At 53.8% G+C, this 26,867-nt stretch carries 24 protein-coding genes; 12 read left to right on the plus strand and 12 right to left on the minus strand.

The genetic code is table 11. From position 1 onward, the window contains the following. The first annotated feature begins 57 nt into the window (after nucleotides 1-57). Entirely contained in the window at nucleotides 58-2,349 is a 2,292-nt protein-coding gene (locus ABYP39_RS00255) for a hypothetical protein (RefSeq protein WP_372780733.1), read from the plus strand. Nucleotides 2,350-2,435: 86 nt separating this feature from the next. On the opposite strand, the gene ABYP39_RS00260 is transcribed toward ABYP39_RS00255, so the two are convergent. The 11 genes from ABYP39_RS00260 to gloB all read right to left on the minus strand — a co-directional run bounded on the left by ABYP39_RS00260 (nucleotide 2,436) and on the right by gloB (nucleotide 14,438). Beyond that, a complete protein-coding gene (locus tag ABYP39_RS00260) occupies nucleotides 2,436-3,305 on the minus strand; it encodes an LLM class F420-dependent oxidoreductase (protein WP_372747567.1) in 870 nt (289 codons plus the stop codon). Nucleotides 3,306-3,312: 7 nt separating this feature from the next. Next, nucleotides 3,313-3,792, minus strand: a complete 480-nt coding sequence (locus tag ABYP39_RS00265) for a low molecular weight protein-tyrosine-phosphatase (RefSeq protein ID WP_372747568.1) — start codon at nucleotides 3,790-3,792, stop codon at nucleotides 3,313-3,315. Between the two features lie 91 nt (nucleotides 3,793-3,883). Next, entirely contained in the window at nucleotides 3,884-4,801 is a 918-nt protein-coding gene (locus ABYP39_RS00270; protein WP_372747569.1) for a tyrosine-protein phosphatase, read from the minus strand. 29 nt (nucleotides 4,802-4,830) lie between these two features. Beyond that, nucleotides 4,831-5,925 carry an AraC family transcriptional regulator gene (locus ABYP39_RS00275; RefSeq protein ID WP_372780734.1) on the minus strand — a complete coding sequence of 365 codons (1,095 nt, stop codon included), beginning with the start codon at nucleotides 5,923-5,925 and terminating at the stop codon, nucleotides 4,831-4,833. 93 nt (nucleotides 5,926-6,018) lie between these two features. Continuing rightward, nucleotides 6,019-6,999: an ABC transporter ATP-binding protein gene (locus ABYP39_RS00280; protein ID WP_372747572.1), complete on the minus strand. Its 981-nt coding sequence runs from the start codon at nucleotides 6,997-6,999 to the stop codon at nucleotides 6,019-6,021. Between the two features lie 2 nt (nucleotides 7,000-7,001). Then, nucleotides 7,002-7,985: an ABC transporter ATP-binding protein gene (locus ABYP39_RS00285; protein ID WP_372780735.1), complete on the minus strand. Its 984-nt coding sequence runs from the start codon at nucleotides 7,983-7,985 to the stop codon at nucleotides 7,002-7,004. Next, entirely contained in the window at nucleotides 7,982-9,829 is a 1,848-nt protein-coding gene (locus ABYP39_RS00290) for an extracellular solute-binding protein (protein WP_372758187.1), read from the minus strand. Before ABYP39_RS00290 ends, ABYP39_RS00285 begins: the two co-directional genes overlap by 4 nt. Beyond that, the gene (locus ABYP39_RS00295) at nucleotides 9,822-10,862 is read right to left on the minus strand and encodes an ABC transporter permease (RefSeq protein WP_372747577.1); all 1,041 of its coding nucleotides are present in this window, start codon (nucleotides 10,860-10,862) and stop codon (nucleotides 9,822-9,824) included. Before ABYP39_RS00295 ends, ABYP39_RS00290 begins: the two co-directional genes overlap by 8 nt. Before the next feature lie 2 nt (nucleotides 10,863-10,864). Continuing rightward, nucleotides 10,865-11,893 carry an ABC transporter permease subunit gene (locus ABYP39_RS00300; protein ID WP_372780736.1) on the minus strand — a complete coding sequence of 343 codons (1,029 nt, stop codon included), beginning with the start codon at nucleotides 11,891-11,893 and terminating at the stop codon, nucleotides 10,865-10,867. Nucleotides 11,894-11,982: 89 nt separating this feature from the next. Further along, nucleotides 11,983-13,608 carry a LysM peptidoglycan-binding domain-containing protein gene (locus ABYP39_RS00305; protein WP_372780737.1) on the minus strand — a complete coding sequence of 542 codons (1,626 nt, stop codon included), beginning with the start codon at nucleotides 13,606-13,608 and terminating at the stop codon, nucleotides 11,983-11,985. Between the two features lie 71 nt (nucleotides 13,609-13,679). Next, complete coding sequence (gloB, locus tag ABYP39_RS00310) at nucleotides 13,680-14,438, minus strand: hydroxyacylglutathione hydrolase (protein ID WP_372747559.1); 759 nt, start codon at nucleotides 14,436-14,438, stop codon at nucleotides 13,680-13,682. 101 nt (nucleotides 14,439-14,539) lie between these two features. On the opposite strand from gloB, the gene ABYP39_RS00315 reads away from it, so the two are divergent. The 9 genes from ABYP39_RS00315 to ABYP39_RS00355 all read left to right on the plus strand — a co-directional run bounded on the left by ABYP39_RS00315 (nucleotide 14,540) and on the right by ABYP39_RS00355 (nucleotide 24,389). Continuing rightward, nucleotides 14,540-15,313, plus strand: coding sequence for a class I SAM-dependent methyltransferase (locus ABYP39_RS00315; protein WP_372747558.1), 774 nt, complete (start codon nucleotides 14,540-14,542; stop codon nucleotides 15,311-15,313). Between the two features lie 6 nt (nucleotides 15,314-15,319). After that, a complete protein-coding gene (gene rnhA, locus ABYP39_RS00320; RefSeq protein WP_372747557.1) occupies nucleotides 15,320-15,754 on the plus strand; it encodes a ribonuclease HI in 435 nt (144 codons plus the stop codon). A gap of 28 nt (nucleotides 15,755-15,782) precedes the next feature. After that, nucleotides 15,783-16,496 (plus strand): DNA polymerase III subunit epsilon, encoded by a 714-nt coding sequence (gene dnaQ / locus ABYP39_RS00325; RefSeq protein WP_372747556.1) that lies wholly within the window; start codon nucleotides 15,783-15,785, stop codon nucleotides 16,494-16,496. Between the two features lie 383 nt (nucleotides 16,497-16,879). Continuing rightward, complete coding sequence (locus ABYP39_RS00330; protein ID WP_372747555.1) at nucleotides 16,880-18,586, plus strand: hypothetical protein; 1,707 nt, start codon at nucleotides 16,880-16,882, stop codon at nucleotides 18,584-18,586. Nucleotides 18,587-18,609: 23 nt separating this feature from the next. Continuing rightward, nucleotides 18,610-19,260, plus strand: a complete 651-nt coding sequence (locus ABYP39_RS00335; RefSeq protein WP_372747554.1) for a hypothetical protein — start codon at nucleotides 18,610-18,612, stop codon at nucleotides 19,258-19,260. Between the two features lie 60 nt (nucleotides 19,261-19,320). Next, nucleotides 19,321-20,361, plus strand: coding sequence for a protease SohB (gene sohB, locus ABYP39_RS00340; protein WP_372747553.1), 1,041 nt, complete (start codon nucleotides 19,321-19,323; stop codon nucleotides 20,359-20,361). A gap of 22 nt (nucleotides 20,362-20,383) precedes the next feature. Further along, nucleotides 20,384-20,815: a type II secretion system major pseudopilin GspG gene (gene gspG / locus ABYP39_RS00345; protein WP_372747552.1), complete on the plus strand. Its 432-nt coding sequence runs from the start codon at nucleotides 20,384-20,386 to the stop codon at nucleotides 20,813-20,815. Between the two features lie 164 nt (nucleotides 20,816-20,979). After that, entirely contained in the window at nucleotides 20,980-22,470 is a 1,491-nt protein-coding gene (locus ABYP39_RS00350; protein WP_372780738.1) for a wax ester/triacylglycerol synthase family O-acyltransferase, read from the plus strand. 35 nt (nucleotides 22,471-22,505) lie between these two features. Then, nucleotides 22,506-24,389 (plus strand): amidohydrolase family protein, encoded by a 1,884-nt coding sequence (locus tag ABYP39_RS00355; protein ID WP_372780739.1) that lies wholly within the window; start codon nucleotides 22,506-22,508, stop codon nucleotides 24,387-24,389. A gap of 10 nt (nucleotides 24,390-24,399) precedes the next feature. On the opposite strand, the gene ABYP39_RS00360 is transcribed toward ABYP39_RS00355, so the two are convergent. Next, complete coding sequence (locus ABYP39_RS00360; protein WP_372780740.1) at nucleotides 24,400-24,588, minus strand: hypothetical protein; 189 nt, start codon at nucleotides 24,586-24,588, stop codon at nucleotides 24,400-24,402. 65 nt (nucleotides 24,589-24,653) lie between these two features. On the opposite strand from ABYP39_RS00360, the gene ABYP39_RS00365 reads away from it, so the two are divergent. After that, nucleotides 24,654-26,210 carry a long-chain fatty acid--CoA ligase gene (locus ABYP39_RS00365; RefSeq protein ID WP_372780741.1) on the plus strand — a complete coding sequence of 519 codons (1,557 nt, stop codon included), beginning with the start codon at nucleotides 24,654-24,656 and terminating at the stop codon, nucleotides 26,208-26,210. A 213-nt stretch (nucleotides 26,211-26,423) separates the two neighbouring features. Next, nucleotides 26,424-26,867 (plus strand): DUF4396 domain-containing protein (locus ABYP39_RS00370; protein WP_372780742.1); only part of this gene is annotated, 444 nt, incomplete at its 3' end.

Here is a 26,867-nt window from a genome sequence, read left to right on the forward strand (position 1 = left end):
GCTACAGGGCGCGGGTGTCGCTACTATGTGCTTAAATAATAATCAAGGTAGTGCGCGATGCGGTTTGTATTTCTACTAACGGTGATTTTTCTTGCCGCCTGCAACAGCAGCTCCAGTTCCTCCCGTTCCGGCAATGCGCCCGCATCGGCGGCACCGGAGTCACCGGCGCCGGATGTTATATCGCGCTCCGCAGTTCCCAGTGGCGCGCCGCCGGCTGCCTTTGGACAAGAGCCTGTTCTTCGCACTAACCCGAGCTGGCCTTTCAAAGAGGGCGCACCACGAACCTCGGGTACAGGACGGTACGCCAATGGCGCTTTCTACTGGACAGACTTTGTCTACGATGCTCATGGCGCGCTTGGGCCTAATCCGCCGATTTATCGAGTGGGCACCCCCAGCGGCGGCAGCTATCATTACCCCGAACCGGATCAGGCGGGTAACGGCGCTGACATATTTCGAGTGGGCATTGGCGCTGATTCCCAGAACAGCTATTGGCGAGTGGACTGGCAGACAATGCTCGCCACGGAAGTGCCGATTGCGGCTTTTGCGCTGGATTATCACAGTGGCGGTGATGACGAGATTCCTGGTGCGGGAGTGACGGCACCGGGTATAGACGCCGTGGTGCTGCTGTCGTCGGCCGGGGTAACCGTTGATTTCAAAGATGGCAATGGGCCGGTCGCCATTGGTGAGTTCAAATCGGATCTAGCGTCGCGCTCCTTTGTTGCCATTCTGCCAAAATCCCTGTTTCCGATCGATACGCAACCGTGGACCATTTATCTGGTGAGCGGCATACACGACGGCAATGGCGGATTTTTGGACGACAACGCCGCGTTCCGAAAGTTACCAACGCAGCCACCGGTTTTTAATGCTGCGTTTCGCGACTATGAAGACGAGGCGCCGTTGAATAATTTCTGGTTCGACCAACAGCAAGCCACAGCGTTAAATCAGCGCGATATTAGTGAGTTTTCCATCGAGTTGGATTGGACGAGGCTAGGCGAAACCGAGCCCGAGCCGCTCGTGAAGGGTTACAGTAATCGCTGGTATGTTTCGTCCCTATCTGGTGAGGCGCTGAAGGACGGTGGTCAGGCCGCGGGAATTGATCGAACAGAAAACCCGGTTAACCAGCCACAATATTATGATCAGGTGCAGCCCTATGGTTTTTATCTGCCGGAAAGTTATCGGGAGGACCCCGCAAATCCGACAGTTTTTACCTGGTTGCTGCACAGCCTCACCCAGAATCACAATCAATACAGCGCGACTGTGCCCAATTTCCTTGATGGCGCCTGCGAACGTTTGCGCCAATCCATATGCGCGACCACATTGGGGCGCGGTCCGGCGGGCGGTTACAATGGTGCAGCTGAAGTCGATTTCTGGGAGGTGTGGCGCGATATCGCGCAGCACTTCACCATAGATTCGGAGCGCACAATCAGCAGTGGTTACTCCATGGGCGCCATCGGCACCATCAACCTGATGATTAAATACCCCGAGGTGTTCGCAGGTGGGGTTGTGCTGGCCGGTTCTCACGCCGATAGTCCGCTGTTGCCTTGTTCACCGGGATCTTCGGGCTGCGCAGAACCCAAAGGGCCCGAGTTGCTGCAGAATCTAAAGTGGAACGGCTATTATCACGCGCATGGCAGCTTTGATCAGTTGGTTCCATTTGCGGATGCCCGTGCCACCGTTGATGCGATAAAAGACTATGGCTACCGCTATGTGTTCGATCATTATGTCGCTGAAGATCATGTTATCTGGACCCTCAAAGATATTGCTTATCCAGCGTATGAAGAAGCTGCTAAGTGGATGGTTTCATGGCTGAATGACGTAGATACCCGCAAGCAACGTCCTGGCAATTTCGTGTATCGCTGGGAACCGTCAGCGATTGATGAACGGCTCGGGGTCGGGCCACAGGGGGCGTGGTGGTTGAGCGAAATCAAAGCGATCGACAATGTCGATTTCGCGCAGGTTAGCGTAAACAGTGGTGCCATTGGCGAGGCTGACATTGTTGCGGTGCCGGGCTCGCCTGAATTCCTTCCGCCTAACCAGAAAACATTAAGCCCTGCGCTCCGTGACAGCCAAGCCTGGCAGCTCAATGATCCGTTGCCACTTAACGGTAGGGTTAGTGTTGATCTGAAAAATGTCGCCGCGTTGTCGTTGAATCTGGCAGATGCTGGCGTTGCGGATAGAGCGGATAAACAGGTTGTGATGACTAGCGACAGCCCGGTAATGCTCACATTAACGGCGCTTTCGAATGGCACTCTAGTGAGCAGTAGCTCGATTAGGGAGGTTGTAAGTGAAGGTCGTGTGACTCTGGCTTTGCCGGCGGGCGTTGACCAGATAATTAACTTCTCGCAATAGTTCGGGTACTCGAACTTTTCCCGTGGAGTGCGCGCCTGCCCGGATTAGTTACTCCGGCAGACGCCCGTCCATCAGCGTGCAGTCTGCTATGACATTTTCTCGATAATGTCTTCTGCATAGCGTTTCACGCCATCTATTTTCTTGTCGATGTCGTCAGTTTCACCGTGATAAAAGGGCCACGGCATCGTCAGAATGTGAGTGACGCCATTGTCTTCGAGTTTTTTGTAACCATCGACCGTAAAGGCATCTGATGGTGTTGCCATGACACTGAAGGGCAGGTGATCGCGACCGTATTCTTTACGGTAACCGTTCACTTTGTTGATGCACTCAATGATTTCATCCGAGGTTTGCAGGTCAGTTACCCAGCCATCACCGAGGCGTGCAGCTCGCTTCATAGCGGCGTCACTGATGCCTCCTACCCAGATTGGAATGTGGGCCGTGGGAGCGGGGTTCATTTCGAGTTTATTGAACTGGTAGTGTTTGCCTTCGTATTCCACCATCTCACCAGACCAAAGCAGACGCATGACTTCCACCATTTCGTCAGCCCGTTTCCCACGGGTATGGAAATCCTGCTGCATCAGTTGAAACTCGTCTTTTGACCAGCCCACGCCGATTGCCGGGATAATCCGATTGTTGGAAACAATGGCTGCGGTACTGATTGCTTTGGCCACCAGAAACGGATTGCGCATTGGCAGCACAAAAATATTGTTGGTGAATTTGAGACGCTTGGTGATAGTGGCTAAGGCTCCGGCCATGACGAAGGGGTCGGGCCAGTCGGTAAACGCCTCCCAGCGACGAGAGCCGTCTTTGGTATAGGGGTAGGGAGTATCTATGGCCTCCGGGTGCACCACGTGATCTGAAAAGGACATGGCTTCCCAGCCGCACTCGTCGGCGACAGGCGCGAGCTGGGTAAGGTGGGCAACAGTGCTGAAAGACGTGGAAAGTACAAATTTCATGGGAGTGTCAGAGTCCGTGTTTTTCTCTTATGTGGGTTAGCAATCCCTGCGCGGCCTTTTCCAGTGTGGAAATTACCGCATCAAATGCCTCGGCCTCTTTGTAGTAAGGATCTGGAATCTGGGCATTGCCGCCGTGTTTGCAATAATTCATAAAGAGTTCAATGTCGCCGCTAAAGTCTTTAGGTGCCCAGGCTTCAACGTTGGTGAGATTGATGCGGTCCATCGCAATGATGTAGTCAAAATGCTGGTAGTCGTCATCGCAAATCTGCCGGGCGATCTGTTGACTGATGTCGTAGCCTGCTCGCAAAGAAGCTTCCTGTGAGCGCGTATCCGGTGCTTTGCCGACATTGAACGCCGCAGTTCCGCAGGAGTCCACGCGAATATGCTCGCTGAGACCGGCTTCTTCTATCTTTTTTTCGAGAATGCCTTGTGCTGCCGGTGAACGACAGATATTTCCTAGGCAAACGAATAAAACACCAATGGACATGGGTACTCCCTGAATCGAAGGAAAGGGTAGGGTGCAGCGCATGTTGGCGCATCACCCGAACGGAGGGGTTGGTGGCGGACCGAATGGGTAATCAGTAAAGCAGGATGTCGCGCAGTTGCTGTCGCTCGACGGGGCCTATGCCCAGACCCTGCTGCAGGTAATTGTCCATGCTGCCGTAGTGTTCGTCGATCGCAGCAAAGGCTTCGTTGAGATAGCGCTCTTGCACACCAAACAGGGCGCGCACCGCTTCGTCATTGGCGCGAAACAGGCTGCCAAGCTTAATGTAAAGTACCATCTTGTCGATGTATTCGCGGTTATAGTCGTTGCTGGCCAGATAGTCTTGTACGATGGTTTCGCGCGGCACCCCCAGCGCACTGAGTACCAGGGCGGCAGCGAAGCCGGTACGATCTTTCCCTGCAGTGCAATGAAATACGGTGGGATAGCTGGATTCAACGAGAAGTTCCTGCAGGTATTCTCGATAGACAGGCGTATATTTTTCAACCATCTCACGGTTGGCATTGACGAGGAACTGTTGCATATCAGCCGCTGTGGTTGTGCTGGACGTGATGGTTTCAATCATTTGATCCACAGCGGCGGCCCGAATGGCGATGGGCTTATTTACAATGCGTATAGACGAATCAGGTGCGACTCGGTTAGGTGCATCAAGACGCTCTGATTCAGACCGAAAATCTACAATACGTCGAATTTCCAGCGCTTCGAGATAGGCTTCATCAGCACTGCTAATATCTGACAGTTTGTCTGAGCGGTAGATCAGTCCCCATCGTACTGTTTTGCCGTCGGCGGATTGGTAGCCGCCGAGGTCCCGGAAGTTATGCGCGCCATCGAAAGGCAATCTGCGCTCTTGTGGCGGGTTTTGAGCGGGCAGTGGCCGCTCTGCCAAAGGTGTATTTTTGCTGCAGGCGCTGAGCATAATGGCCAGCAATAGCAGGCCGGCGTAGCGCAATGCGTGGTGAAGTTTAACGTGCTCAGCTCGGTTTAGCGGGTACATGGAATTCCGGCGTTAAGTGAGGTTGGCGTTTATTCTGTTTCTTTTCGCGACATCTGTTTTTTACGGCTCGCACGGTACTCGCCGGGTGTCATGCCGGTCCACTTCTTGAACGAGCGGTGAAAGGCGCTGGGCTCGTCAAATCCGAGTAAGGCCGAGACGGCATTTATTTTAAGCTCGGGCTGGTTCAGCCAGCGGATGGCATGTTCCTTACGCAGGTTGTCTTTGAACTCCTGGTAGGTTGTGTCGTATTCCTTGAGTCGACGGCGCAGCGTGCGCACAGACATATTGAGCTGTTCGGCCATGGCGACCACGCTGGGGAAATCACGGCTGAGATCGTTGCCGACGATGCGTTTCATCTGAGCGATTAGCGACGTGTCTTCATCATCGGTCGACACCATCAGGTAGTAGGGCGCATCGCGTAAGAATTCGCGCAGGGAATCTTCCGTATGGACCAGTGGGCAGTCCAGATAGTGCTCCGGGAGCACAAAGGCATTTTCCAGCTGCTCGTAGTAGATGTCGCAGCCCAGAATCTGTTCGAAATAACTGGCGTCTGAAGGTTCCGGGCCCTTGAGGCGCACTTCGTGTAATTGGATATGACGGCCTATCAGCCAGCTACAAAGGCGCCGCCAGATAGCCATGCAATGCACAACCGTATCGTTGTCCAGGCTCGGCGCATCTTCAAGCAGGTAGGTCGTATTGAAGGTGTAGGTTGCCCGACCATTCCCGGTGCGCTTGATCGGCCGTGTGCTGACCGGCGACAGCCCGGTGATATTGCGGCAGAAGGCCATAAATTCCGCCGCGCGATGTAAGGCGTTTTCGAGTGTTGTGCAGTGAATAATGCACATGCACATCATGCGAAACGTGCCGGTTGGTGTTGGACGCTGCAAATTCAGCCCAAACGATTCGTCCTGCAGCAACCACATCACGCGGCTATAGATCAGCGTGTAATAACGGGCGTCGATGGGGCTCTCTGGGTCGGCATTGGGGTCAAGCGGGTTTTGCGGTAAGTTCAGCGAGCGCAGCAGCGTTGACGGATCGTAGCCCTGCGCTTCGGCTACGCGCAGCATTGTGCGAGCGTACTTAAGCGGAACGTAATCGTTGCGGTGGGCGGTTTTGGGTCGCATCGTCATATAGTCGGGTGAACTGCCGCAAAATCATAGCATTATCAACTTGGTAGCGGCCAGCACTGCAGCGAGAGAAACTGAATAAGGTGCCGCCTAGTGATCGTCGTCACCCAGTGGGAAATGACACGCGGCGATGCGTGACCCAGTATCGGGGCTGTCCAGTACTGGCCGCTCACGGTAGCAGCGGTCGGCCGCACGTGGGCAGCGCGGCGCAAAGGCGCAGCCAGCTTCGCTACCTGTGGTGGAGGCTTCGCCGTGAATGTTGGTACTTTCATGCCAGGGTTTGCCCAGCTGCGGTACGGCATCCAGTAAAGCGCGCGTGTAGGGGTGTGCCGGTCTTTCACAAACCTCGGTGGCGTCCCCAAGCTCTACGATAGCGCCCTTGTACATCACCGCAATTCGATCGGAGATATGGCGCACGACTGACAGGTCGTGGGATATAAACAGCATCGCCAAGTGCATTCGCTGCTGGATCTCAATCAGCAAATTGAGAATCTGGGCCTGTACCGATACATCCAGCGCCGATACCGCCTCGTCACAGATCAGCACGTCGGGCTCCAGTGAGATGGCGCGGGCAATCCCAATACGTTGTCGCTGGCCACCGGAAAATTCGTGGGGATATTTGCTCAGGGCCTCGTCGTTCAGGCCAACCAGGTCAATCAACTCGCGTATTCTGGCTTGCCGTTCGGCAGGGGTGCCTCGGCGATGGACAATTAGCGGTTCTTCCAGTATGTGGCCGACCGTATGGCGAGGATTGAGAGATTCAAAAGGGTCCTGAAACACCATTTGCAGTTTTGCCCGCAAGGGGCGCCAGTGCTTGTTGTCCAGCTGTGTAATAGCCCGCCCCTGGAAGCGAAGTTCTCCGCCAGTAGGGCGGTGCAGGTTTAACAAGGCTTTGCCTAGGCTGCTTTTGCCACAGCCTGATTCTCCGACCAAACCCAGGGTTTCGCCGGGATAAATGCAAAAGCTGACGCCATCCACCGCGCGGATGGTGTTTTTGTGTTGCTTGAAGACACCGTAGCGTTGGATAAAGTGCAACTTTAGGTCGCGGGCTTCCAGTAGCGGGTTTTGCATGCTCAATCCTCTGCCAACTCGCGCCAACGCAGACAGCGTACCTGCTGTCCGGTGTCGGTGGTTTCCAGCGATACAGCCTCCTGGCTGCAACGCTCGGTCGCAAAGCTGCAGCGATTGCGAAACCGGCACAATGCCGAGTAGGTCGCGGGCTTTGCGACTGCCCCGGGAATGCTGGGTAGCCGTTCTTTGCGTACTGCGCCCACGCTGGGGGTGGAGGCTAACAATGCGCGGGTATAGGGATGCAGGGCTTTGCTGAACAGGCGTGAAGTGCTGGCACACTCAACAATATGGCCGGCGTACATCACGGCAATGCGATCACTGATCTGGGAAACCAGCGCCAGATCGTGAGTGATAAACAGTAGCGCTGTGTCTCGCTCTTGCTGTAATTGTTTTATCAGGCGGAGAATTTGTGCCTGTACCGTTACGTCCAGCGCCGTGGTCGGTTCGTCTGCTATAAGCAGGCGGGGGCGACAGGCCAGCGCCATAGCAATCATCACACGCTGTCGCATTCCGCCGGAGAGTTCGTGGGGGTAGCTGTCAAAGCGTTCGTTTGGGTGCGGAATGCCAACGGCGCGAAGCAGATCGACTACCTGAGATGGGCCCTGTTTGCCACGTACCTGTTTGTGTATTTCCAAGACTTCCAGAATCTGCTCGCCAACGCGTTTCACGGGATTGAGAGCGGTCATTGGGTCTTGAAAAATCATGCTGATTTCATTGCCGCGCAATTGGGCCAGGGCACGCGAATTCAGCTGTGCTATATCGGTTCCGTCAAAATCGACACAACCATTATCAAGGTAGCTGTCTGGGCGAGGCAGCAGGCCCATGATGGACAGCGCCGTCATACTTTTTCCGCTGCCTGATTCCCCAACAAGGCCTAGCGTTTCACCGGCACTGATTTGCAGGCTCACGTCATCGACAACGGCCAGATTGCCCTGTTCCGATCGAATGCGAGTTGTCAGTCCCTTTACGTTCAGTAGTGGAGTCATCGGCGCCAGGTCTCGTCGATTATCAGGGAGGGTTGCCAGTCGGTATTGTCGCTACGGGCCGCTTCGAGTTCTGCCTGTCGGTCGGTATCAATCCAGAACAGGCCGCCGTTGCTGCCCATGGTATCGAATACGCTGTTACTGGTACGGGTGGCAATAAATGGCGGCAATTGCAGCCAGCGCCAGTAGGCCTCCCGCGTATAGGGGACCTTGAAGGTGGGGATGAATGAGCCCTGCTCGTGAATCATTTCCTGCAGTTCGTGTGCCAGCGCTACACGCGCATCCTTTTGCTGTGCTTTGCGGTAGGCCTCAATTTTTTCGTCGAGCTCGGGGTTGTCGGTATTGGTCACATTATTGGTTTGCGGTTTATGTGCATTCACTGAGTGATAAAACTCCCAGAATGCCGGGGATAAGCCACCTCCCGACCAGCCCATCCAGGCAATCTGATGTTTCTTCTCGAGTATCTGTTTGAAAGCTGTTGACGCATCCAGTAGTTGCAGCTGGAAATCAATACCGGCCTTTAATGCTTCACGCTGAATGATTACCAAGCGGTCGTTGTGGCCACTGTTGTAGTAGGTGATACGCAAACTTAATGGCTGTCCATTTTTGATGCGTATGCCGCGATTATCGCGCTCTTGCCAGCCTGCTTCATCCAGCAAGGCGTTGGCTTTTGCCAGATCAAAAGGGCGGGCCTGAACCGCGGGGTTGGTGTAGTCCCCATAGCCTTCATATTGAGAGTTCAGTCGTTCATAGTCGCCGCGCAGAACCGTGTCGATCACCCTCTGTACATTGGTAGCGTGCGCGATCGCGTAGCGCACGTTGCGATCGGCGAGAACCGGGTCGTCTTCGTTCAGATACATGCCGGAAGAGGGCTGGGGTACGTCGTTGTAGAATTTGATTTTACCGACCCACCCTTTGTCGTAGATATCACCCTGGGCCTTTTTGTGCCAGAAACGTGGCATCACTAGAGGGAAGGTGTCCAGATCACCCTTCGCGAAATACTGGTATGCCATATTGATATCGCGGATTACCTTAACTCGCACATGATCCGGGTTGTAACGGTATTTTAAATAACGTTTATCGTCGCCCCACCAGTCTGGCTTGCGATCAAATTCGATATATTTACCCTTGCGCATATGGGCGATCTGGTAGGGGCCGGTATTGGGCTCAATCTTCCAGTTGTAGTTGCGCACCCAATTTTCGTCGAGTTGGTGGAAGTGCGCAGGGGTGGGGCGCAGACCATACTCGTACAGGAGTTCATCTTTGGGTTTTGGGACGGCACCGGTCACTGCGATGGTGTAGTCGTCGTATTTTTGGATATCCACGATCACGTTGCTGTAGTGATTGGTATACCACGGCGCGACGATATGCTCAGAGCGCATAAACTCAATCGTGTAGAGGTAGTCATCAGCGGTCACAGGCTCCCCGTCCGACCAGCGCGCATCGGGGTCAAGCTTGTAGTAAACGGTTTTGCCGTCTTTGTCGAAGGCCCAGTGCGTTGCCAGCATGGGGATGGGATTCAACGTGTTGGGATGAATATCCACCAGTGGCAAAGCGTTGGCGCGCAAATAACCAGCAAAACTGCCGTTGGCATCAGGGCCGACAAGGCGCAAGGTTAGTGGAAAGGTGGTGATAAAAGTGCGAAACCTACCGCCGCGTTTTGCATTGGGCGACGCAAATATCGGGTCCTCCAGATTAGTCTCCCACACGATATCTGCCGGCAGGGATGGCGGCGCTGCGTAACAAGAACTCACCCATAGCCAGCTGAGAAGGCAGCCAAGCGCGGCCTTTACGGCGATGATGCGCGCGTTTGCGCTCTTAGTCCGGCCGCTAGCGGTGTTAATCATAGTAACTGAACTTCCGGGGATCGAAGGCTTCGCGGATAGCCTCGCCAATGTAAGTAACCAGCATTAGCACTAGCGTCATGGCGCCAACGACTGACAGTACCATCCAGAGGGCGTCGAGGTTTTCTGTGCCCTGCTTTAATAACTCACCCCAGCTGGGGGTGGGTGGCGGTAGGCCAAAGCCGAGGTAATCCAGTGCTGTCAGCGAAGTAATGCCACCAGCAACCGAGAAAGGAACGAAGGTGATCAGTGTGGATACACTGTTTGGCAGAATATGTTTAAACACGATGCGTGTGTTAGACGCGCCAATAGCGCGAGCCGCCATCACATAATCGCGGGCCGCTTCTTTGTAGGTGGCGGTGCGCATGTACCAGGTGATGGAGGTCCAGCCAAAAAACACCATGATGGCCACCAGTGTCCAAAAGCCGGGTTGTACAATGGAAGCGACAATCATGATCACATAGAGAAAGGGTATATTGGACCATATTTCGATCAGGCGCTGGAATACGAGATCAAAGGCGCCGCCCCAGAACCCCATCATGCAACCGATACTGACGCCTACCAGATAGTTGAAAAACAAAAGAAGTAGGGAAAACAGCAGGGCGATTCGAAAACCATAAATGATTCGTGCCAGCACATCCCGGCCACTGGTATCTGTGCCCAGATAATGTGCGGTGGCCAGAGAAGGCGCGTGCGGTGGGAAATCACCCACGCTCAGGTCTGTTTCGAGAGGTCCATAGGGAATTGGCGGCATGATGACGGTTCCCTTGCCACTGCTTTCCAATTTGAGCTTCAGGTCTTTGTAGTTGGTTTCGTAGCGATACCCCAGATCAAAGGTTTCGCCTGGCAATATGCCGCCATAGGTCGGGAAATACCACTGGCCCTCATAAATCACCAATAATGCTCGCTGATTGGCGATGAGTTCCGCGCCAAGGCTCAGTACAAACAGTGCCGCCAGAATGATGGCTGACCAGTAGCCGCGTCGAATTTCCTTAAAGCGTTGCAGCCGTTTTCTGGCTACCGGATTGAGCTTCAGCATCAGCGCGCTTCTCCGAAGCGAATCCGGGGGTCCACCAAGGCCACGATAAAGTCCGAAAGAATATTGCCAATCAAAAACAGCAGTGAGGTAATCACCAAAATACCCATCACCACAGGATAGTCGCGTTCCAGAATTGCTTCATAACCGAGCAGACCTATGCCGTCGATATTGAATATGGTTTCAATCAGGAAAGAGCCGCTCATAAAAAATGCAATGTTGCCGCCGAAAGAGGTCGCGATTGGTATCAGGCTGTTGCGAAAGGCATGACGCCACACAGCCTGGCTGCGGGTAAGCCCCTTGGCAGAGGCGGTACGCATGTAGTCGGCAGCCTGGTTGTCCATTAACGCGTTTTTCATCATAAAGGTGGTGATGGCAAAGCTACCTGCCATGTACGCGATCAGGGGCAGGGTGCCGTGATAGAAAATATCTTTGAATTTTTCCCAGGTGCCCAGGTCTTCATAATTGTCGCTGACGAATCCGCCTAGCGGGAAGAAATCCCAGTGGGCAGAAAACAGGCTGACGAGGGCGATGCCCACCACGTAGCTTGGCAGCGCATACCCGAGAAAAACGACAGCGGAAGTCAGGTTGTCAAAGCTGGTTTGATGCCGCAGTGCTTTGGCTACCCCTAGCGGAATACAGACAATGTAGGTCAGCAGCAGGGTCGTGAGCCCATAGAAAATGGACACGGGAAAACGCTCTTTAATGATTGACCACACTGGATCCTGGTAGCGGCTGGATTCACCCAAATCAAACCGCAGCACTTTTGCTAACCAGATACCGTAGCTTTCCAGCATTGGCTTGTCGAAACCGTAGTAGGCTTCCAATTGTTTGATTTGTTCAGCGGAGAGCGTGTTGCCGGAACGGGTGTCGCGTGCACCGGCGCTTTGCTCGCCGCTTACCAGCGAGGCGGTCATCAGGCGTTCAATTGGACCACCAGGTACCACACGGGTTACCGCAAACACCAGTAGTGTGATGCCGATAAAGGTGGGAATGATTAGCAGAAAGCGCCGGATAAAATAGGCGGTCATAAACTCCACTCAGCGAAAAGCTCTGCGCATGTTAGCGAGGCGGTGCGACTATACAAGCCAAAAACCACACACTTACGGTTTTGTCTGCGTTATCGTCCAGAAACTTGCGTTACATCGACGTACAGGTTGAGGACCTGGCCAGGCATCAGGTATTTGCCTTTGCTGATTTCATTCCATTCCAAAATATCGTTAACGCTCAGGCTGAATTTATCTGCAATCCGAGCGAGTGAATCGCCGGGGCGCACGGTATAACCGATCCAGCGGATTATGCTGCGCGAGGCGGCGCTGCGCACAGCAACTTGCTGGCCAGCAGGCTTCCACACCACCAGTTTTTTACCAGCGCGTAAGGGGTCTTTAGGAACCATGTTGTTCCAGCGCGCCAGATCATTGACGCTAACACCGTAGCGGCGGGATATGGTCCACAGGGAATCGCCCTGTTCAACGGTGTGCTGATGGGCGACGCGATCATCGGATTCGCCGCGCTTTTGTGCCGAGGCCAACCGCTGATCTGCGCTGAGCGAGTAATGTGCTGCTGCCATGCTTGCTGAGGGCAGCATCAATACCTGTCCTGCACGAATCATTGAATTATTGAGTTGGTTGGCGGCCTTGATGGTAGCAACGTCGGTATTGAAGCGGCGCGCTATCTTGATCAGGCTGTCACCCGAAACGACGCGATAACGACTCCAGTTTAAGCGCTTTTCCGGCGGAATCTGTGACAACCGTTCGGTAAATTGTTGCTGTTTATCAAGAGGAATCGCCAGGTGATGGGGGCCATTGGGGTCGGTTGCCCAGCGATTGAAGCCGGGATTCAAGCGGTAGAGCTGTTCGATAGATACTCCGGCCAGTTCCGCTGCCTGCGCAAGATCGATCTGGCCACCGGTGTCGACAACTGTAAACGCCGCTGTGTTGGGCATGGGTTCAAGGTCTATGCCTTCGTACTTGGCTCTTTTGATCAGTTGGCTCAAGCCAATCAGTTTCGGGATATAGGCTTCTGTTTCCCTGGGCAGATCGAGCGACCAGTAATCAGTTGGGCGCCCGGCGCGTTCATTTTTCGCCATTGCACGCAGTACGGTAGTTGCTCCCGAATTATAGGCAGCCATGGCCAATAACCAGTCACCGTCAAAGCGTTGATGCAATTCCAGCAGATAATCCAATGCCGCTTCCGTTGAAGCGACGACGTCGCGGCGGGCGTCATACCACCAGGTTCTGGGAAGCCCCATGTGGGTTGCGGTTATCGGTACAAATTGCCACAGGCCTGCTGCGCGGCCGTGAGAATAGGCGAAGGGATCGTAGGAGCTTTCGATGGCCGGTAACAGGGCAAACTCCATCGGCATATTGCGCTTGCGGATGGCTTCAACAATGTAATAGAGGTAGGGGCTGGAACGCTCGGCAATAGTGCTCAGATACGTGGGACGGTCGCGAAAGTACTCGAAATACTTCTTTGCTTTTGGGTGGGCGGCGTGCTGGGTAAGCTGATAGCCGCTGGTAACGTGGTACCAGAGGTCATTTTTGTCCTCCGTAACGACCGTGTCGGCGGTTGGCAGGCCTGGTAATTTACAGTCACCCCGGCGCAGACTGCCACGCGTGCAGGCTTTGGCTTCGGTCCCTGTTGCCAGCGATTGCCGCTTGCTGGCCTGGGTGGAGCAGGCACTTAGGGTGATACTGGAAATAGCAATAAATAATAACGGTAAGGTCTTGTTATTCAATAGGTTCATCGTTTTATACCATCAGTGCGTACTGCGAGCCTGAATGGCTTGCCCAGAAAAAGTTAGGGCCAAGCATTGGGTTAGAAATTATCTTTCCAGCGTCGCACCTCGGCAAACACCCCGATATCGTCGCTGAGCCGGATACTAGCATATTCCTCCGCCGAATCCCTGACCGAGGGCTGATCGGCTCTCAGAAAGGGATTGGTTGCCAGTTCATCCGCAAGTTGCGAGGGAACCGTGGGCAATCCCTGTTGGCGCAGCTGTTCGACCTTCTGAATTCGCGATTGCAGCGCTGTATTATCAGGCTCTACCGCCGCCGCAAAGGCCAGGTTGGCCTGTGTGTATTCGTGCGCGCAGTATACCCGGGTGGCGCCCGGCAGACTGCTGATCCTGGCGAGAGATGCATGCATCTGCTCTGGAGTGCCCTCGAATAACCGGCCACAACCACCGGCAAACAGCGTGTCGCCGCAAAACAGCAGCGTGTTGCCATAATATGCAATGTGATCCAGCGTGTGGCCCGGTACTGCGATCACGTCAAACTCGCTGCCGAGCAAGGTTATGCGGTCGCCGTCAGCAACTGGCTCGTTGATCTCCGGTGTCGCCGTCTGCGGGCCAACAACCCGTATATCGCGTTGCTTTGTCAGCGAGGCTACCCCGCCGACGTGGTCAAAGTGGTGGTGGGTAATCAGCACGCCTTGGAGTGTGAGATCGCGCTGCCGAAGATGCTCTTCAACCGGCGCGGCGTCGCCCGGATCGACCACCCAAGCCTCACCTTCAGGGTTGGACAGGCACCAGATATAGTTGTCGCTAAATGCTTTAATTGGATCGACGCTAATCATGCATACTCAGCCGTTGATTTTTGGGTTACGCTAATTGACTGTTCCCCGGAACGCAAGGTTCCGGCGGCGATTAGACGGCAAACCGGGCGGAGAGTTTCGTTGTGACCAATTGGCGTCCACAGGCACCCGACAGTGAGCTTCTGCCAGCGCTTAAACGCTGGTTCGACAGTCCTATGGGGCGGCAGCTGGTAAATGAGGAGCGCAGCCTGATTGAGGACGCGCTGGAGGGTGCTTTTGGCCACTCCCTGCTGGAGCTTAGTCTTGGGCCGCGCACCTTGGTATCGCGCCCGGAAGCGATCAGACGGCACTACAGTATTGGTCCGGCTGTGCAGTGTGAAATGGGTAAAAGCCTGGATGTCGTCAGCGATTTTTCTGAGTTGCCGGTGGCTAACGAAAGTCAGGATGTGGTGGTCGTGCACCATTTGCTGGAATTTATTGCCAACCCGCACAATATGTTGCGCGAACTTGAGCGGGTTATCGTGCCTCACGGGCGCTTATTGATCGTGGGATTCAACCCTTTGTCATTGCTGGGGCTGCGGTTGTATTTTGCCGGGCGGGTAGCGCCACGCAGCGTGTGGCGTCATCATATGCTTACAACGTGGCGTCTGATGGATTGGCTTAACTTGCTGGGCTTTAACGTCAAGCAGCGTTCCTATGGATTTCATCGGCTGCCGTTTAATTCGCCATGGTGTTTGAGCCACCGGGTTTTTGCTCCTGATTTGATGCGTCGCGTCCCTGTGGGTGGAACTTTCCTTATTTCGGCGACAAAATACCGCGCTCCGATAACTCCGGTACGGTTGCGGTGGCGGCGAGAGAGCTTGGTCAATGTGAGACCACTCGGTGCTGCGCGCGATGGTGTACTGCAAAAACAGTGAGAATCAATGAAAGTCGAAATGTTTACCGACGGTGCCTGCAGAGGAAATCCGGGCCCTGGCGGGTGGGGTGCATTGCTGCGTTATGGTGAAGTGGAAAAGCCCCTTTTTGGCGGTGAAAAGGAAACCACAAACAACCGGATGGAGCTTATGGCTGCCATCGAGGGACTGCGGGCACTGAAAAAGCCCAGTCAGGTGGTGCTGACCACGGATTCCCAGTATGTGCGCAAGGGAATTACCGAGTGGATCGCCAACTGGAAGCGCCGAAACTGGCGAACTGCCGGCAAGCAGCCAGTAAAAAACAAAGACTTATGGCAGGAGCTTGATGCTCTTTGTCAAAAGCATGATGTCGAATGGCACTGGGTCAAAGGCCACAGCGGGCACCGTGAAAACGAGATTGCGGATCAACTGGCGAACCGCGGAATTGACGAGTTGTCCCGCTAAGCCCCACCAATAATCATAGGAGAAGCGCGTGTCGCGTCAGGTTGTACTGGATACTGAAACTACCGGTCTTGAGCCCTCTCAAGGTCACAGAATCATAGAAATTGGCTGTGTCGAGCTGGTCAATCGGCGGCTCACGGGTAGGCACTATCACCAGTACATCAACCCCGAGCGCGAAGTCGACGAAGGCGCCATCGAGGTGCATGGGATCACCAATGAATTTCTGGTCGATAAGCCTGTTTTTGCCAATATCGTCGACGAGTTTATGGACTTTATTCGCGGCGCGGAACTGGTTATCCACAATGCTCCCTTTGATATCGGTTTTATTAATCACGAACTGCAGTTGCTCAAACGCAAGGAAGTCGTCGCTGATTCCTGCTCGGTAATAGACAGTCTGGTGATGGCGCGCCAGAAGCACCCCGGGCAACGCAACAGCCTGGACGCCCTGTGTCAGCGCTATGGGGTAGATAACTCCCAGCGAGATCTGCACGGCGCCTTGCTGGATGCCGAGATCCTGGCTGATGTGTACCTACTGATGACCGGGGGCCAAACTGATCTGGCGCTCGCCGGTGATACGAATAACAGCGGTGGGCAACCGGTCGTATCTGAAATTCGTCGGCTTGCCACCGATCGCCCGGGGCTGAAAGTGGTGCGCGCCTCCGAGGAGGAGATCGCAGCGCACGAAGAGCAGCTCAAGGCCATCGATAAGGCCAGTGATGGCAACTGCCGCTGGCTGCAAAACTGACCGGGCACGGATTCTCCACCGCCCCCGCTGGATCAGTGATTCAATAATGTCTATTTAGAAATTACGGCACTATTCACATCTTAGGCTGTGGCCTTTCGAAAAGCTAAGCTAGACTATTAAGGTTTGAATAACAGGAACTTAGCGAGCGTTTTCTCGAAGTTCCTAGAGCAGAAGGCTGGTTTTTTGTACGCACCGACTTCGTCCTAAGGTGAGGCAGGTCGCACACGGGAAGGGACGCCCACTAGCCACTATAATAAATAGTCAGCATTAACAGCGGTATCAGGGGCTATTGCTGACGAGGTATCCAGAGGTATACATGGTAGTAAACCACGGTTGGGCCCGCGCGTGGGGGTGTGCTTGTGCAGTATGAAGTAGCAGTCAATATGTCGTCGCTTGACCTGGTTTCCAGCGAATTGAACACTACGCTGGATCAAGCCACGGACGCCTTTGAAGAATTCATTTCTGATCCGGAGCGATTCGAGGCGTTAAAAATTTGCGCCGAGCTCACTTGGCAAGTTGCGGGTACGCTCAGCCTGATCCAGATCCATGGGGCCCACCTGCTTGCCGATAATATCTATCAGGCCCTGAATAAAAGCCTTACCGCCGGCAAAGCGCCCGGTGCCAAACAGGCTGAAGCGCTGAGCACCTCATTCTTTGTGCTGCCTCGGTATCTTGAGTCCGTGTCGGCCCGAAAAACCGACGTCCCCCTCATGCTGCTGCCGCAGATCAATGAAATTCGTATGGCCCATGGTGAGGATGTCATTCTTGAGCACCAGCAATTGGGCTTGACCGTTCCCCGCTTTAGCGAAAGCTCTACGTTCACTGTGAATATCAAACCTGTGCCGGCGGATGCGGAAACCCTGAAGCGACTGCGACACATGTACCAGGTGGGTTTACTGGGTGTGCTGAGGAATTCGCAGGTCGCCTTGCATCTGCGTCTGATGAACCGGGCACTGCAGCGGTTTTGCGGCTTCCTGCCGCCGGGAGCCGCCCAGCGTTTCTGGCTATTGGCGAACGCGGTGGTCGACTGTTTGGTAGAACGCAAGTTGGCCTTAAACAGTACCCGGGTGCGAAGTTTTGCCCGCCTGGACAAAGCGCTCCGAGAACTTGCAGCCACGCCCTCTGAGCTTGGCAAAATACCGGAAATGCCAGAGATCGAGCGCGAGCTTTACCATCTGCTAACCATTAGCGGCGCGGAGTCGGAAAGCGTCGCAGGTAAATTCATGAATGCTGCGGGTATCATTCCGCTGACCTTGCTCGATAAAGACATTCAGGCCGATCTTCAGCGAATGTTCGGTCCCGGGCTCGATGCGATGTCAACGGTAATCCGCGAACTTCACAGTGAGTTGCGCAACGCGATGGATATTTTGGAAATACTGATGCAGAGCGGCCGCTGCGATGCAGATGAAGTATTACCACTTGAGAAAATATTGGTGCAGCTCTCCGGTGTGCTGAGAGTGCTGGGTTTGAATACACTTGCAGATTATTCAGCGCAGCACGGAATGTTGGCAACGGGGCTGGTTGGACGTGATCATGCTCACGTCCAGCAGGTGTTGCCTCAGATTGCCGATGGCATACTGTTTATCGATAACTCACTCAGCAAACTTGAGCGAAACCAGCTCACGGCTGATGAATTGGAAGACCTCACACCCGCCAGGCAGCTTGCCATCAGTAGCAGTAGTCAGCTGGAAACGTCAAAACTGTTGGTCTACAAGGAATCTGAGGCGGGTATCAGCCTGGCCAAACGGGCAATAAATGCCTACGTCGAATCTGAGTTTGATATCGGTCATATCTACAATGTGGGTACGACGCTCAACACCATACGCGGCGCTTTCCAGTTGCTGAGTATGGGACGCATTACTGACGTGCTGAGTGCCGCTGTAAAGTTTGTGAATAAATTTATTCAAAGCAACGACATGCATAGCCCTGATCGCGCTCAGCAACTGCTCGAAACGTTGGCAGATGCGCTGATCAGCGTAGAATATTACTTAATGGAGCTCAGCCGTCACCAGCGGGCTGATGAAGAGCTACTTGTACTGGCCGAAGAGAGTCTGGCAGCGCTGGGTTACAAGGTTAAAGCACGCGCCTGAACAGGCGTAATCTGGAGGGTGGGGTGAGTCTGTTTGTTCTGATTGGCAGCCTAGTCCTCCTTGCCATCGCGCTGGCATTTGTGGCCGTAAGGGTATTGCTGAGGTTGCCGGTGCTTAAACATTTTGTTTTGGGGTGCTTTGCCCTGTTGTCCGGTCTGCTGGCGATAGCGGTGTTTCTGGCTGCCTGGGATCTCTATTCTTATCGCGCGCTGTTGGACGAAACGCCGGTGGCGACAGTCACGTTCACCCGACAGACAGCACAAACCTATCGCGCAACGGTCAGTGTCAACGGAGAGGTTAGGGACTACCAGCTCGCCGGCGACCAGTGGCAAATTGATGTGCGCATGATCAAGTGGAATCCGACAATCAGCCGTCTCGGTGTTGACCCTATTTTCAGGCTTGACAGGCTTTCGGGCCGTTATCAGCGGCTTGAAGACGAGCGCAGCAAGCCTCGAACGGTCCATGCCTTGCGCGAATCGGACACCATTGACCTGTGGCATTGGCTGCAAAAATCTGAATCCCTGCTCAGGTTGGCTGATACGCAATACGGCAGTGCAACCTATCTGCCAATGGCTGACGGTGCGGTTTATCAGGTCACACTCAGCCATTTCGGCTTGGTGGCGCGCCCGGAAAACCGCCAGGCCGAGGAGGCCGTCAGACGCTGGTCGTCTTGACTTGCCGCGTCCCTGACGCGAATATGCCACGCCATTCTATTTACGTGTCAGGAGATCAACTTGGAGTTTTTGAGCGACTACGGCCTGTTTCTGGCCAAAACCGTGACCTTTGTCGTTGCTTTACTGATTGTTATCGGGAGCTTGGCCTCGCTGGGATCACGCAAGCGGGACGCCGAAGGACACATTGAGGTTACTGCGCTCAACGACCGATTTGAGGACTGGGAAGATCAGGTCAAATCTGTGGTCTTGGACGAGACCGCCTTCAAGCAGGATCGCAAAGAGGCTAAAAAGAAATACAAAGCTGAGCAAAAGGCTGCTAAAAAACAGAAGGAAGCCGCACCGCTGAAACCAAGACTCTACGTGCTGGATTTTGATGGCGATATCAAAGCCTCGGCGGTAGAGCATCTGCGTCACGAGATTTCAGCGGTTCTGACGCTGGCCCGGCCTGAAGACGAAATTTTGGTCAAGCTGGAGAGCGGCGGCGGTATGGTGCACAGCTATGGTCTGGCCGCATCGCAGTTGGATCGTATCCGCAGTAAAGGAATCCCGCTAACAGTTGCTATTGACCGTGTGGCGGCCAGCGGGGGTTACATGATGGCCTGTATTGCTAACCGCATCATGGCTGCGCCTTTTGCGGTGGTCGGCTCCATTGGCGTTATAGCGCAGCTGCCCAACTTCCATCGCTTACTGAAACAGCACAATGTCGACTTTGAAATGCATACCGCCGGTGACTACAAGCGCACGCTTACCGTGTTTGGCGAAAATACCGACGAAGGACGCGAGAAATTTCTGGAAGAACTGGAAGAAACCCATCAGTTATTCAAGGAATTTGTGAGTGAGCACCGGCCGCAGGTTGCCATAGAAAAGGTAGCTACTGGCGAGGTCTGGTACGGCAGTAAAGCTTTGCTGCAAAACCTCGTTGACGAAATCCGCACAAGCGATGAATATATTCTTAGCAAGCGCGAACAGAGCGACATATTCGAAGTGAAATACGTCGCTAAAAAGACGCTCGCAGAAAAAGTGGGAGTTGCTGCCCATTCAGCCTTAGACGCCGTGATCGGCAAGTGGGTAACGAAAGCAAGCCAGCGCCCGCTGGCCTGATCCTGAAACTGGGGGATGTTGTTTGACGGTTTACCGCCAGGGTGGTTTAACCATCCGCGAAATACTCGTACTTATTCTGATCATTAGCGGTCTTGTGGCCGCACTGTACCCGATTATCGAATCGCGACTCGATGACTATCGAGTCGCTACCGCCCGCGCTCATATAACTGAATTAGCGGCCGCGCTGGAGCGTTACAAACTCGATAACCATTTCTACCCAACCACAGAGCAGGGATTGCGCGCACTGATTGCGATGCCAACCTCAGGGCGAACCCCGCGTAACTGGAACAGCACAGGTTACCTGCCGACAGACGCCGTACCGTTGGATCCTTGGGGCGCTCCTTATCGGTATGAGAGCAGAGAAGAGGGGCGCTATTTTACCCTGCAGACCTACGGCGCCGACGGCAAACCAGGTGGTGAGGGTATTGCTGAAGATCTCATAGTAAGCCATTGATTTTAAATAGTTCCTGTGAGCAGCGGTTGGCAGTGTCAATTCATTTCGGCGGTGCCTGACCCTCGACTAAGCCAATAAAGCGGTTACACTAAAAAACAGTTACGATAAGGTTTGGAATTGCGCGCCAACTCCGGCCAATAATAATTGATCAAGCAGGATACTATATGAAACAACTTGGCGTACTAGATACGGCTTTTATCAATCTAGAGCAAACCAATACTCCCCAGCATATCGGCGGGCTCGGTATTTATGACCCCTCAACCGCCCCTGGCGGTTTTGTTCGCTTTAAACAGGTGATAGCGAGTTTTGAGCAGCGGTTGCATCGCCTTCCGTTGTTTCGCACGCGCTTACATGAAGTGCCGGGTAACCTCGATCGGCCATATTGGGTGGTCGACGAAAACTTCGATGTTGAATTCCACTTAAGACATATCGCGCTGCCGCACCCTGGTGACTGGCGCCAGCTCTGCATCCAGATCGCTAGGCTTCACTCGCGACCGCTGGATATGGCGCGTCCCCTTTGGGAGGCCTATATCATTGAAGGTCTGGACAATATTCCCGAGCTGCCCGAGGGTAGTTTTGCGGTCTATACCAAAATGCACCACTCACTAGTCGACGGCGCGGGTGGTCAATCGTTTATGGCTGCACTGCATGACCTAGAGCCAGAACCCAGTGAAAGTGTGGCCGATGAGTACCTTGGCATTCAGCCGCCGCTGGTCATTGACCACAAACCCAATTCCGGTGAATTGTTGTTTAGGGCGCTGGTAAATCAGACCAAAAATACCGCAACAATGGCTAAGGGTACGGTAAACCTGGCTCGGGATTTTGCGCGGCTTGGCTATGGCGTTATCCAGAAAACCGTGCCCTTACCCGATATTCAGGCTCCCAAAACGCGGTTTAACCAGCCAGTAGGTAAACATCGGGCCTTTGAGGCGACCACATTCAGTGTGTCGGATTTTAAAGCCATAAAAAATGCCTTCAACGTTAAAATCAATGATGTTGCCTTGGCCGTGGTATCCGGTGCCATGCGACGCTACCTGCAAGAAATAGGGGAGCTGCCTGAGGTCTCCCTGGCTGCCGGTATACCGATGAATATGCGCAGCCGGCGCGGGGAAAACGAGGACAATAATCAGGTGGGATCCGTGTTTTGTAAATTGCATACGGATATCGACGACCCGGTTGCTCGACTGCAAGCGATTCACCAAAGCGCCAATGACGCCAAAGAGTTCGGCGAAAAGTCACCGTTGGTAGACGCCCTGAAACTGGTGGGCGTGCTTTCGCCCTGGTTTGCCAAGGGCGGTGCCAAGCTGTATTCCAGTGGTAAAATTTCGCAGCATATGCCGGTGAATATCAGCACGGTGGTCACCAATGTGCCGGGCGCGAATTTTGATCTCTATTGTGCCGGTGCGCGACTCGTTCGCTATCACGGCCTCGGCGTACTAACCCCGGGTGTAGGCCTTTTCCATGCGGTATTTTCCTTTGGCGATGCCATGACCATTTCCGTGCTGGCAGATCGTGAACAATTGGATGATCCAATGAAATACCGGGAGTGTCTGGAGGCTTCGTTTGCTGAATTGAAAGCGCTCGCAGATAAGAGTTCCGAGCCGCCCGTCGCGAAAAAGAAAACAGCTAAACGTCGCGCTGCGAAGTCCAGCTGAAGTCTGGGAATCAACTAGCCGGTCAGGAGGCGACAATGGCAGATGGTGGCACTGTAGGGCAGTGGGACACACTGATAAAAAACGCACTGGTTTTTGACGGCAGTGGCGAATTGCCGGTTGTCGAGGATATCGCCCTTGCTAGCGGCCAGATTGCCGCCAGAGGCCAAAACCTCGGCAGCGAGTTAGCCGCCCAGGTGGTTGATGCTGACGGACTCTGGCTTATGCCGGGGTTGTTGGATATTCATACGCATCTCGACTTGGAGGTTGAAGTCAATCCAGGGCTAGGAGAGGCGGTCAGGCATGGCACCACCACGGTGATCGTGGGTAATTGTTCTCTGGGTACGGCCTTTGGTGCGCAGCTAAAGAATGGGGAAAGCCCCATTATTGATTGCTTTACCCGTGTGGAAAATATGCCGAAACGGGTGCTGCAAAAGTGCGTCGATAAAATGCACTGGAACACCACGGGCGACTATCTGAAGCACTTTTCGTCGATTCCACTTGGCCCAAATATAGCGCCACTGTTACCGCACTCCATGTTGAGAACACAGGTCATGGGGGTAGACGCGAGCGTCAGCCGTGAGCCAACACAGGCTGAGCGCGATGAAATGGTGCGTCTGTTAAATCAGGCAATGGATCAGGGCTATATCGGTTTTTCCACTGACAGTATTATTTTTCACTATCTCGCCAACGACCCCCACAAAGAAAAACGCATTCCCACCCAGTTTGCCGATGAAGCCGAACTTAAAACGCTGTTGCAGGTTGTACGTGACCGGGACCGGGTGTGGCAGGCCACACCAGACAGCAAGAATATGTTTACCACCTTGCGTCGTTTTTTCTGGACATCGGGTCGGTTGTTTGGCAAACCGTTGCGAGTAAGCGCATTGACCGCGCTGGATTTCAAATCGACACCGGGCGCATGGAAGCGCCTGCTGCGCTTGGCAGCACTGTTGAATTCAACTTTATTGAACGGGCGGTTTCACTTTCAGGCGCTCTCCACTAATTTCCGAATGTGGGGCAATGGTGTGCAGGCGCCAATCTTTGAAGAGCTGCCCTCGACCCGTGCATTAATAGCCTATGAAATCGACGATCGAGACGGGCGTCGTGCGTTGATGGAAACCGCCGAATGGCAGGCGCAGTTTCGCCGGGATTGGGACGCAGTCTCTCCGAAGGCACCAAGTCTGCTGAATCGTCTGGGCGTACCGTCGGCGACTTTTGTGCTGGATCCCGACGATATCGTCATAGATCCGGTAACGCCGGTGCCCAGCTGGCATCATCAAAAGCTGTCCAGTGTCTACCAACGGTTCCGGGCGTTCCGGCAGGGTCAGAAAGAGGGCTTCAACGCGGATGAACTGGAGGTATTTGGCAAGGCGCCGCCGGACTGTGATTCGCTGCCGGATTTTTTCGCTCACTGTCTGCGAGAGTTTGATTTGGATTTTCGCTGGTGGCTGGATGTAGCCAATCTCGACGAATCCATTACCGATCAGATACTGTTTGACGCAAACACCTTGCCCGGGTTTAACGACAGTGGCGCACACATAACAAATCTCGCTTTTTATGATGGCAACCTGTTAACGCTTAAACTCGCACAGAAGCGAGGGCTGGATAGAGTAGCGCTGGCGGTAAAACGGCTTACGCGTGATCCGGCGGCATTCTTTAACCTGGATGTTGGTAACCTGAATATCGGTCAGCAGGCGGATATTGTGCTGGTTGATCCAGAGCAGCTCAGAGACTATGACAGTAACGGGCAGCGGCAGTTGGTCTACAATCCTGAGTTTGAGCATGAAGTGCTTGTTAATCGCTCCGATGGCGTGGTCCGCGAAGTGTATATTCGCGGCCAGCGGGTTTGGGAAGAGGGTGATCGTTTCACGCCTGTGCTGGGTAGCGAAACTCTTGGACGTGCGCTGACGGCAGTGAATTGATCTCTAACCGCTACGGCATTGCGATCATTGGTCTATCTGGAAAGACATTGTCGAGCACACGAACCGGGAGTTGAAATACTCTGGACAGCAATGGTTCTGTAAGCGTTTCACTCGGCGCACCGACTGCGGCGGTTTTGCCTTGATCGAGCAGCACGATGTGGTCGGCGAATTGTGCGGCCAAATTGATATCGTGCAGCACCGCGACTCATGTTCTGACAAAACATTCTTGTGTACTCTCAAGCTGATAACAATAGAGGTGCCGTTATGTACAGTTCCCTGTCTTCTTTGCTGGTTCGCAACACCCAGATTATTCCCGATAAAATCGCAACGCAGATGGATGGACGCCAGAAAAGCTGGCATGAATTTGGTGCTAGGGTAAAGCGTATTGCCGGAGCGTTGAAGGGTGAAGGTGTCAGGCCTGGCGATCGGGTTGGCATTCTGGCGATGAATTCTGATCGCTATTTCGAACTTATTTACGCCATCCCGTGGCTGGGTGCAGTCGCGGTGCCGATTAATATTCGGTTGGCGCCACCGGAAATTTCACACTGGATTACCGACTCCCAGATGGAGTACCTGTTCGTCGATAGTTTCTTCAAAGACACAATTAACAGCCTACGTGATAAGTTGCCTCTAAAATCAGTCTGGGGTCTGGATGAGCAGGCTGCTGATAAAGGCGTCGATCACTTCGCCGCAGAGGGTCCAGCGCTGGAAGACTACTATGGCTCTGGTGATGATCTGGCCTTTCTAATGTATACCGGTGGTACTACAGGGCCTTCCAAAGGTGTCATGCTGAGCCATCGCAATCTGCTGAGTTCCTGCATGCAGGCTTTGCCGACACTGATTGATGTTAACTGGCCAGAAGAAAAGCGCTTTCTCCGGGTTGCCCCGATGTTCCATGTCGCCGATATGTATAACGGCTTCACCCAGACCATTCTAGGAGCAACCCATATTTTTCTGCCGTTTTTTGATCCGAAAGCGGTGCTGGATACCCTCCAGAAAGAGCGCGCAACCTATGTCATGCTGGTTCCGACCATGCTGGGAATGATGTTGCAGTTACCGGAATTTGAAAGTACGGATCTGCGTGACCTTAAGGCGATCGGTTATGGTGCCTCACCCATGCCTCAGGCAATCCTCGAGCGTGCGCAAAAAATACTTCCCCATGTCGAGTTTTTTCAGGCCTATGGTCAGACCGAAGCCGCGCCCATCATTTCTGTGCTCACCGCAAAAGACCACAGCCATCCGAGTGATCCAAAAATACTGCGCTCAGCCGGTCAGGTGATTCCCGGGGTTGAACTGCAAATACTTGATGATGAAGGTAGATCATTGCCGGAAGGCGAGGTGGGGGAAATTTGCGTACGTGGCGACAACGTCATGGGCGGCTATTGGCACCTGGAAGATAAAACGGCAGAAACCCTGAGAGGCGGCTGGCTGCATACCGGTGATGGCGGGTATCTGGAAAATGGCTACCTCTACGTGGTTGATCGAGTGAAGGACATGATTGTTTCGGGAGGGGAAAACGTTTATTCCTCGGAAGTAGAGCAGGCTATCTACAAACATCCAGCCGTAGAGCAGTGCGCAGTAATTGGAATACCCAGTGATCAATGGGGCGAGCAGGTGCATGCAATTGTTGTGCTTAAAGCCGGACAACAGGTAGCAGAGGCGGATCTTATTACGCATTGCAAAGCGTGGATCGCCAGTTATAAATGTCCGCGTTCCGTGGAGTTTCGCAAGGAGCCGCTGCCTTTGTCTGGTGTATCAAAAGTTCTCAAGAATGAACTGCGTAAGCCGTATTGGGAAGGGCGCGAGCGCGCCGTGAACTGAAGGTACTTTGCCCTTAACTGCATCCAGTTTAAGGGTTCCTTTCAAACAGCTGATCGTTTGGGCAGAGGAGTCACAACCCGTGCGTTTTCTGCCTTTGCGAGGCTGTCGATCGAAGTATAGATTTCGTAACGCTTGACTCTGTATCCAACTGCAGGCTTTTAACTCACGCTACTGCACCAATTTGGTTGTAGGCACTGTTTTAAGGAGCTGTGTATGGAACAAGCATGTCATGTTAATAAAGTGCAAAAGACCGAATCGTTAGCTACAAACAGTTTCGACTGGACGAGCACGAAAATCTGGCGACAATCGGCAAAGAATACTGGCTGGTGCTTGCTGGGCTGCGCTATCGGCGATTTCGGTACTATTTTGGCGTTTCAGGTTTACGCGCCGGGCTCCAACGCAATGCTGGTCATGGGGTTGGCAATGCTCAACGGCCTGTTGAGTAGTATTGCCCTAGAAGCCTTTATTCTCAGCCGCCAAATGACCCTGCGTTTGGCTTTGAAAACCGCGCTAGGCATGAGCCTGGTCAGTATGCTGGGTATGGAGTTTGCCATGAATGCGACCGATTACCTGCTGGTGGGAGAAGCAAAGTTGACCTGGTGGTCCGTTCTGCCAAGCCTTGCAGCGGGTTTTCTGGCCCCCTGGCCCTATAACTAC

Source organism: Litorivivens sp. (assembly GCF_041625495.1).
In the GTDB taxonomy this organism is placed as follows: Bacteria; Pseudomonadota; Gammaproteobacteria; order Pseudomonadales; family Spongiibacteraceae; genus Litorivivens.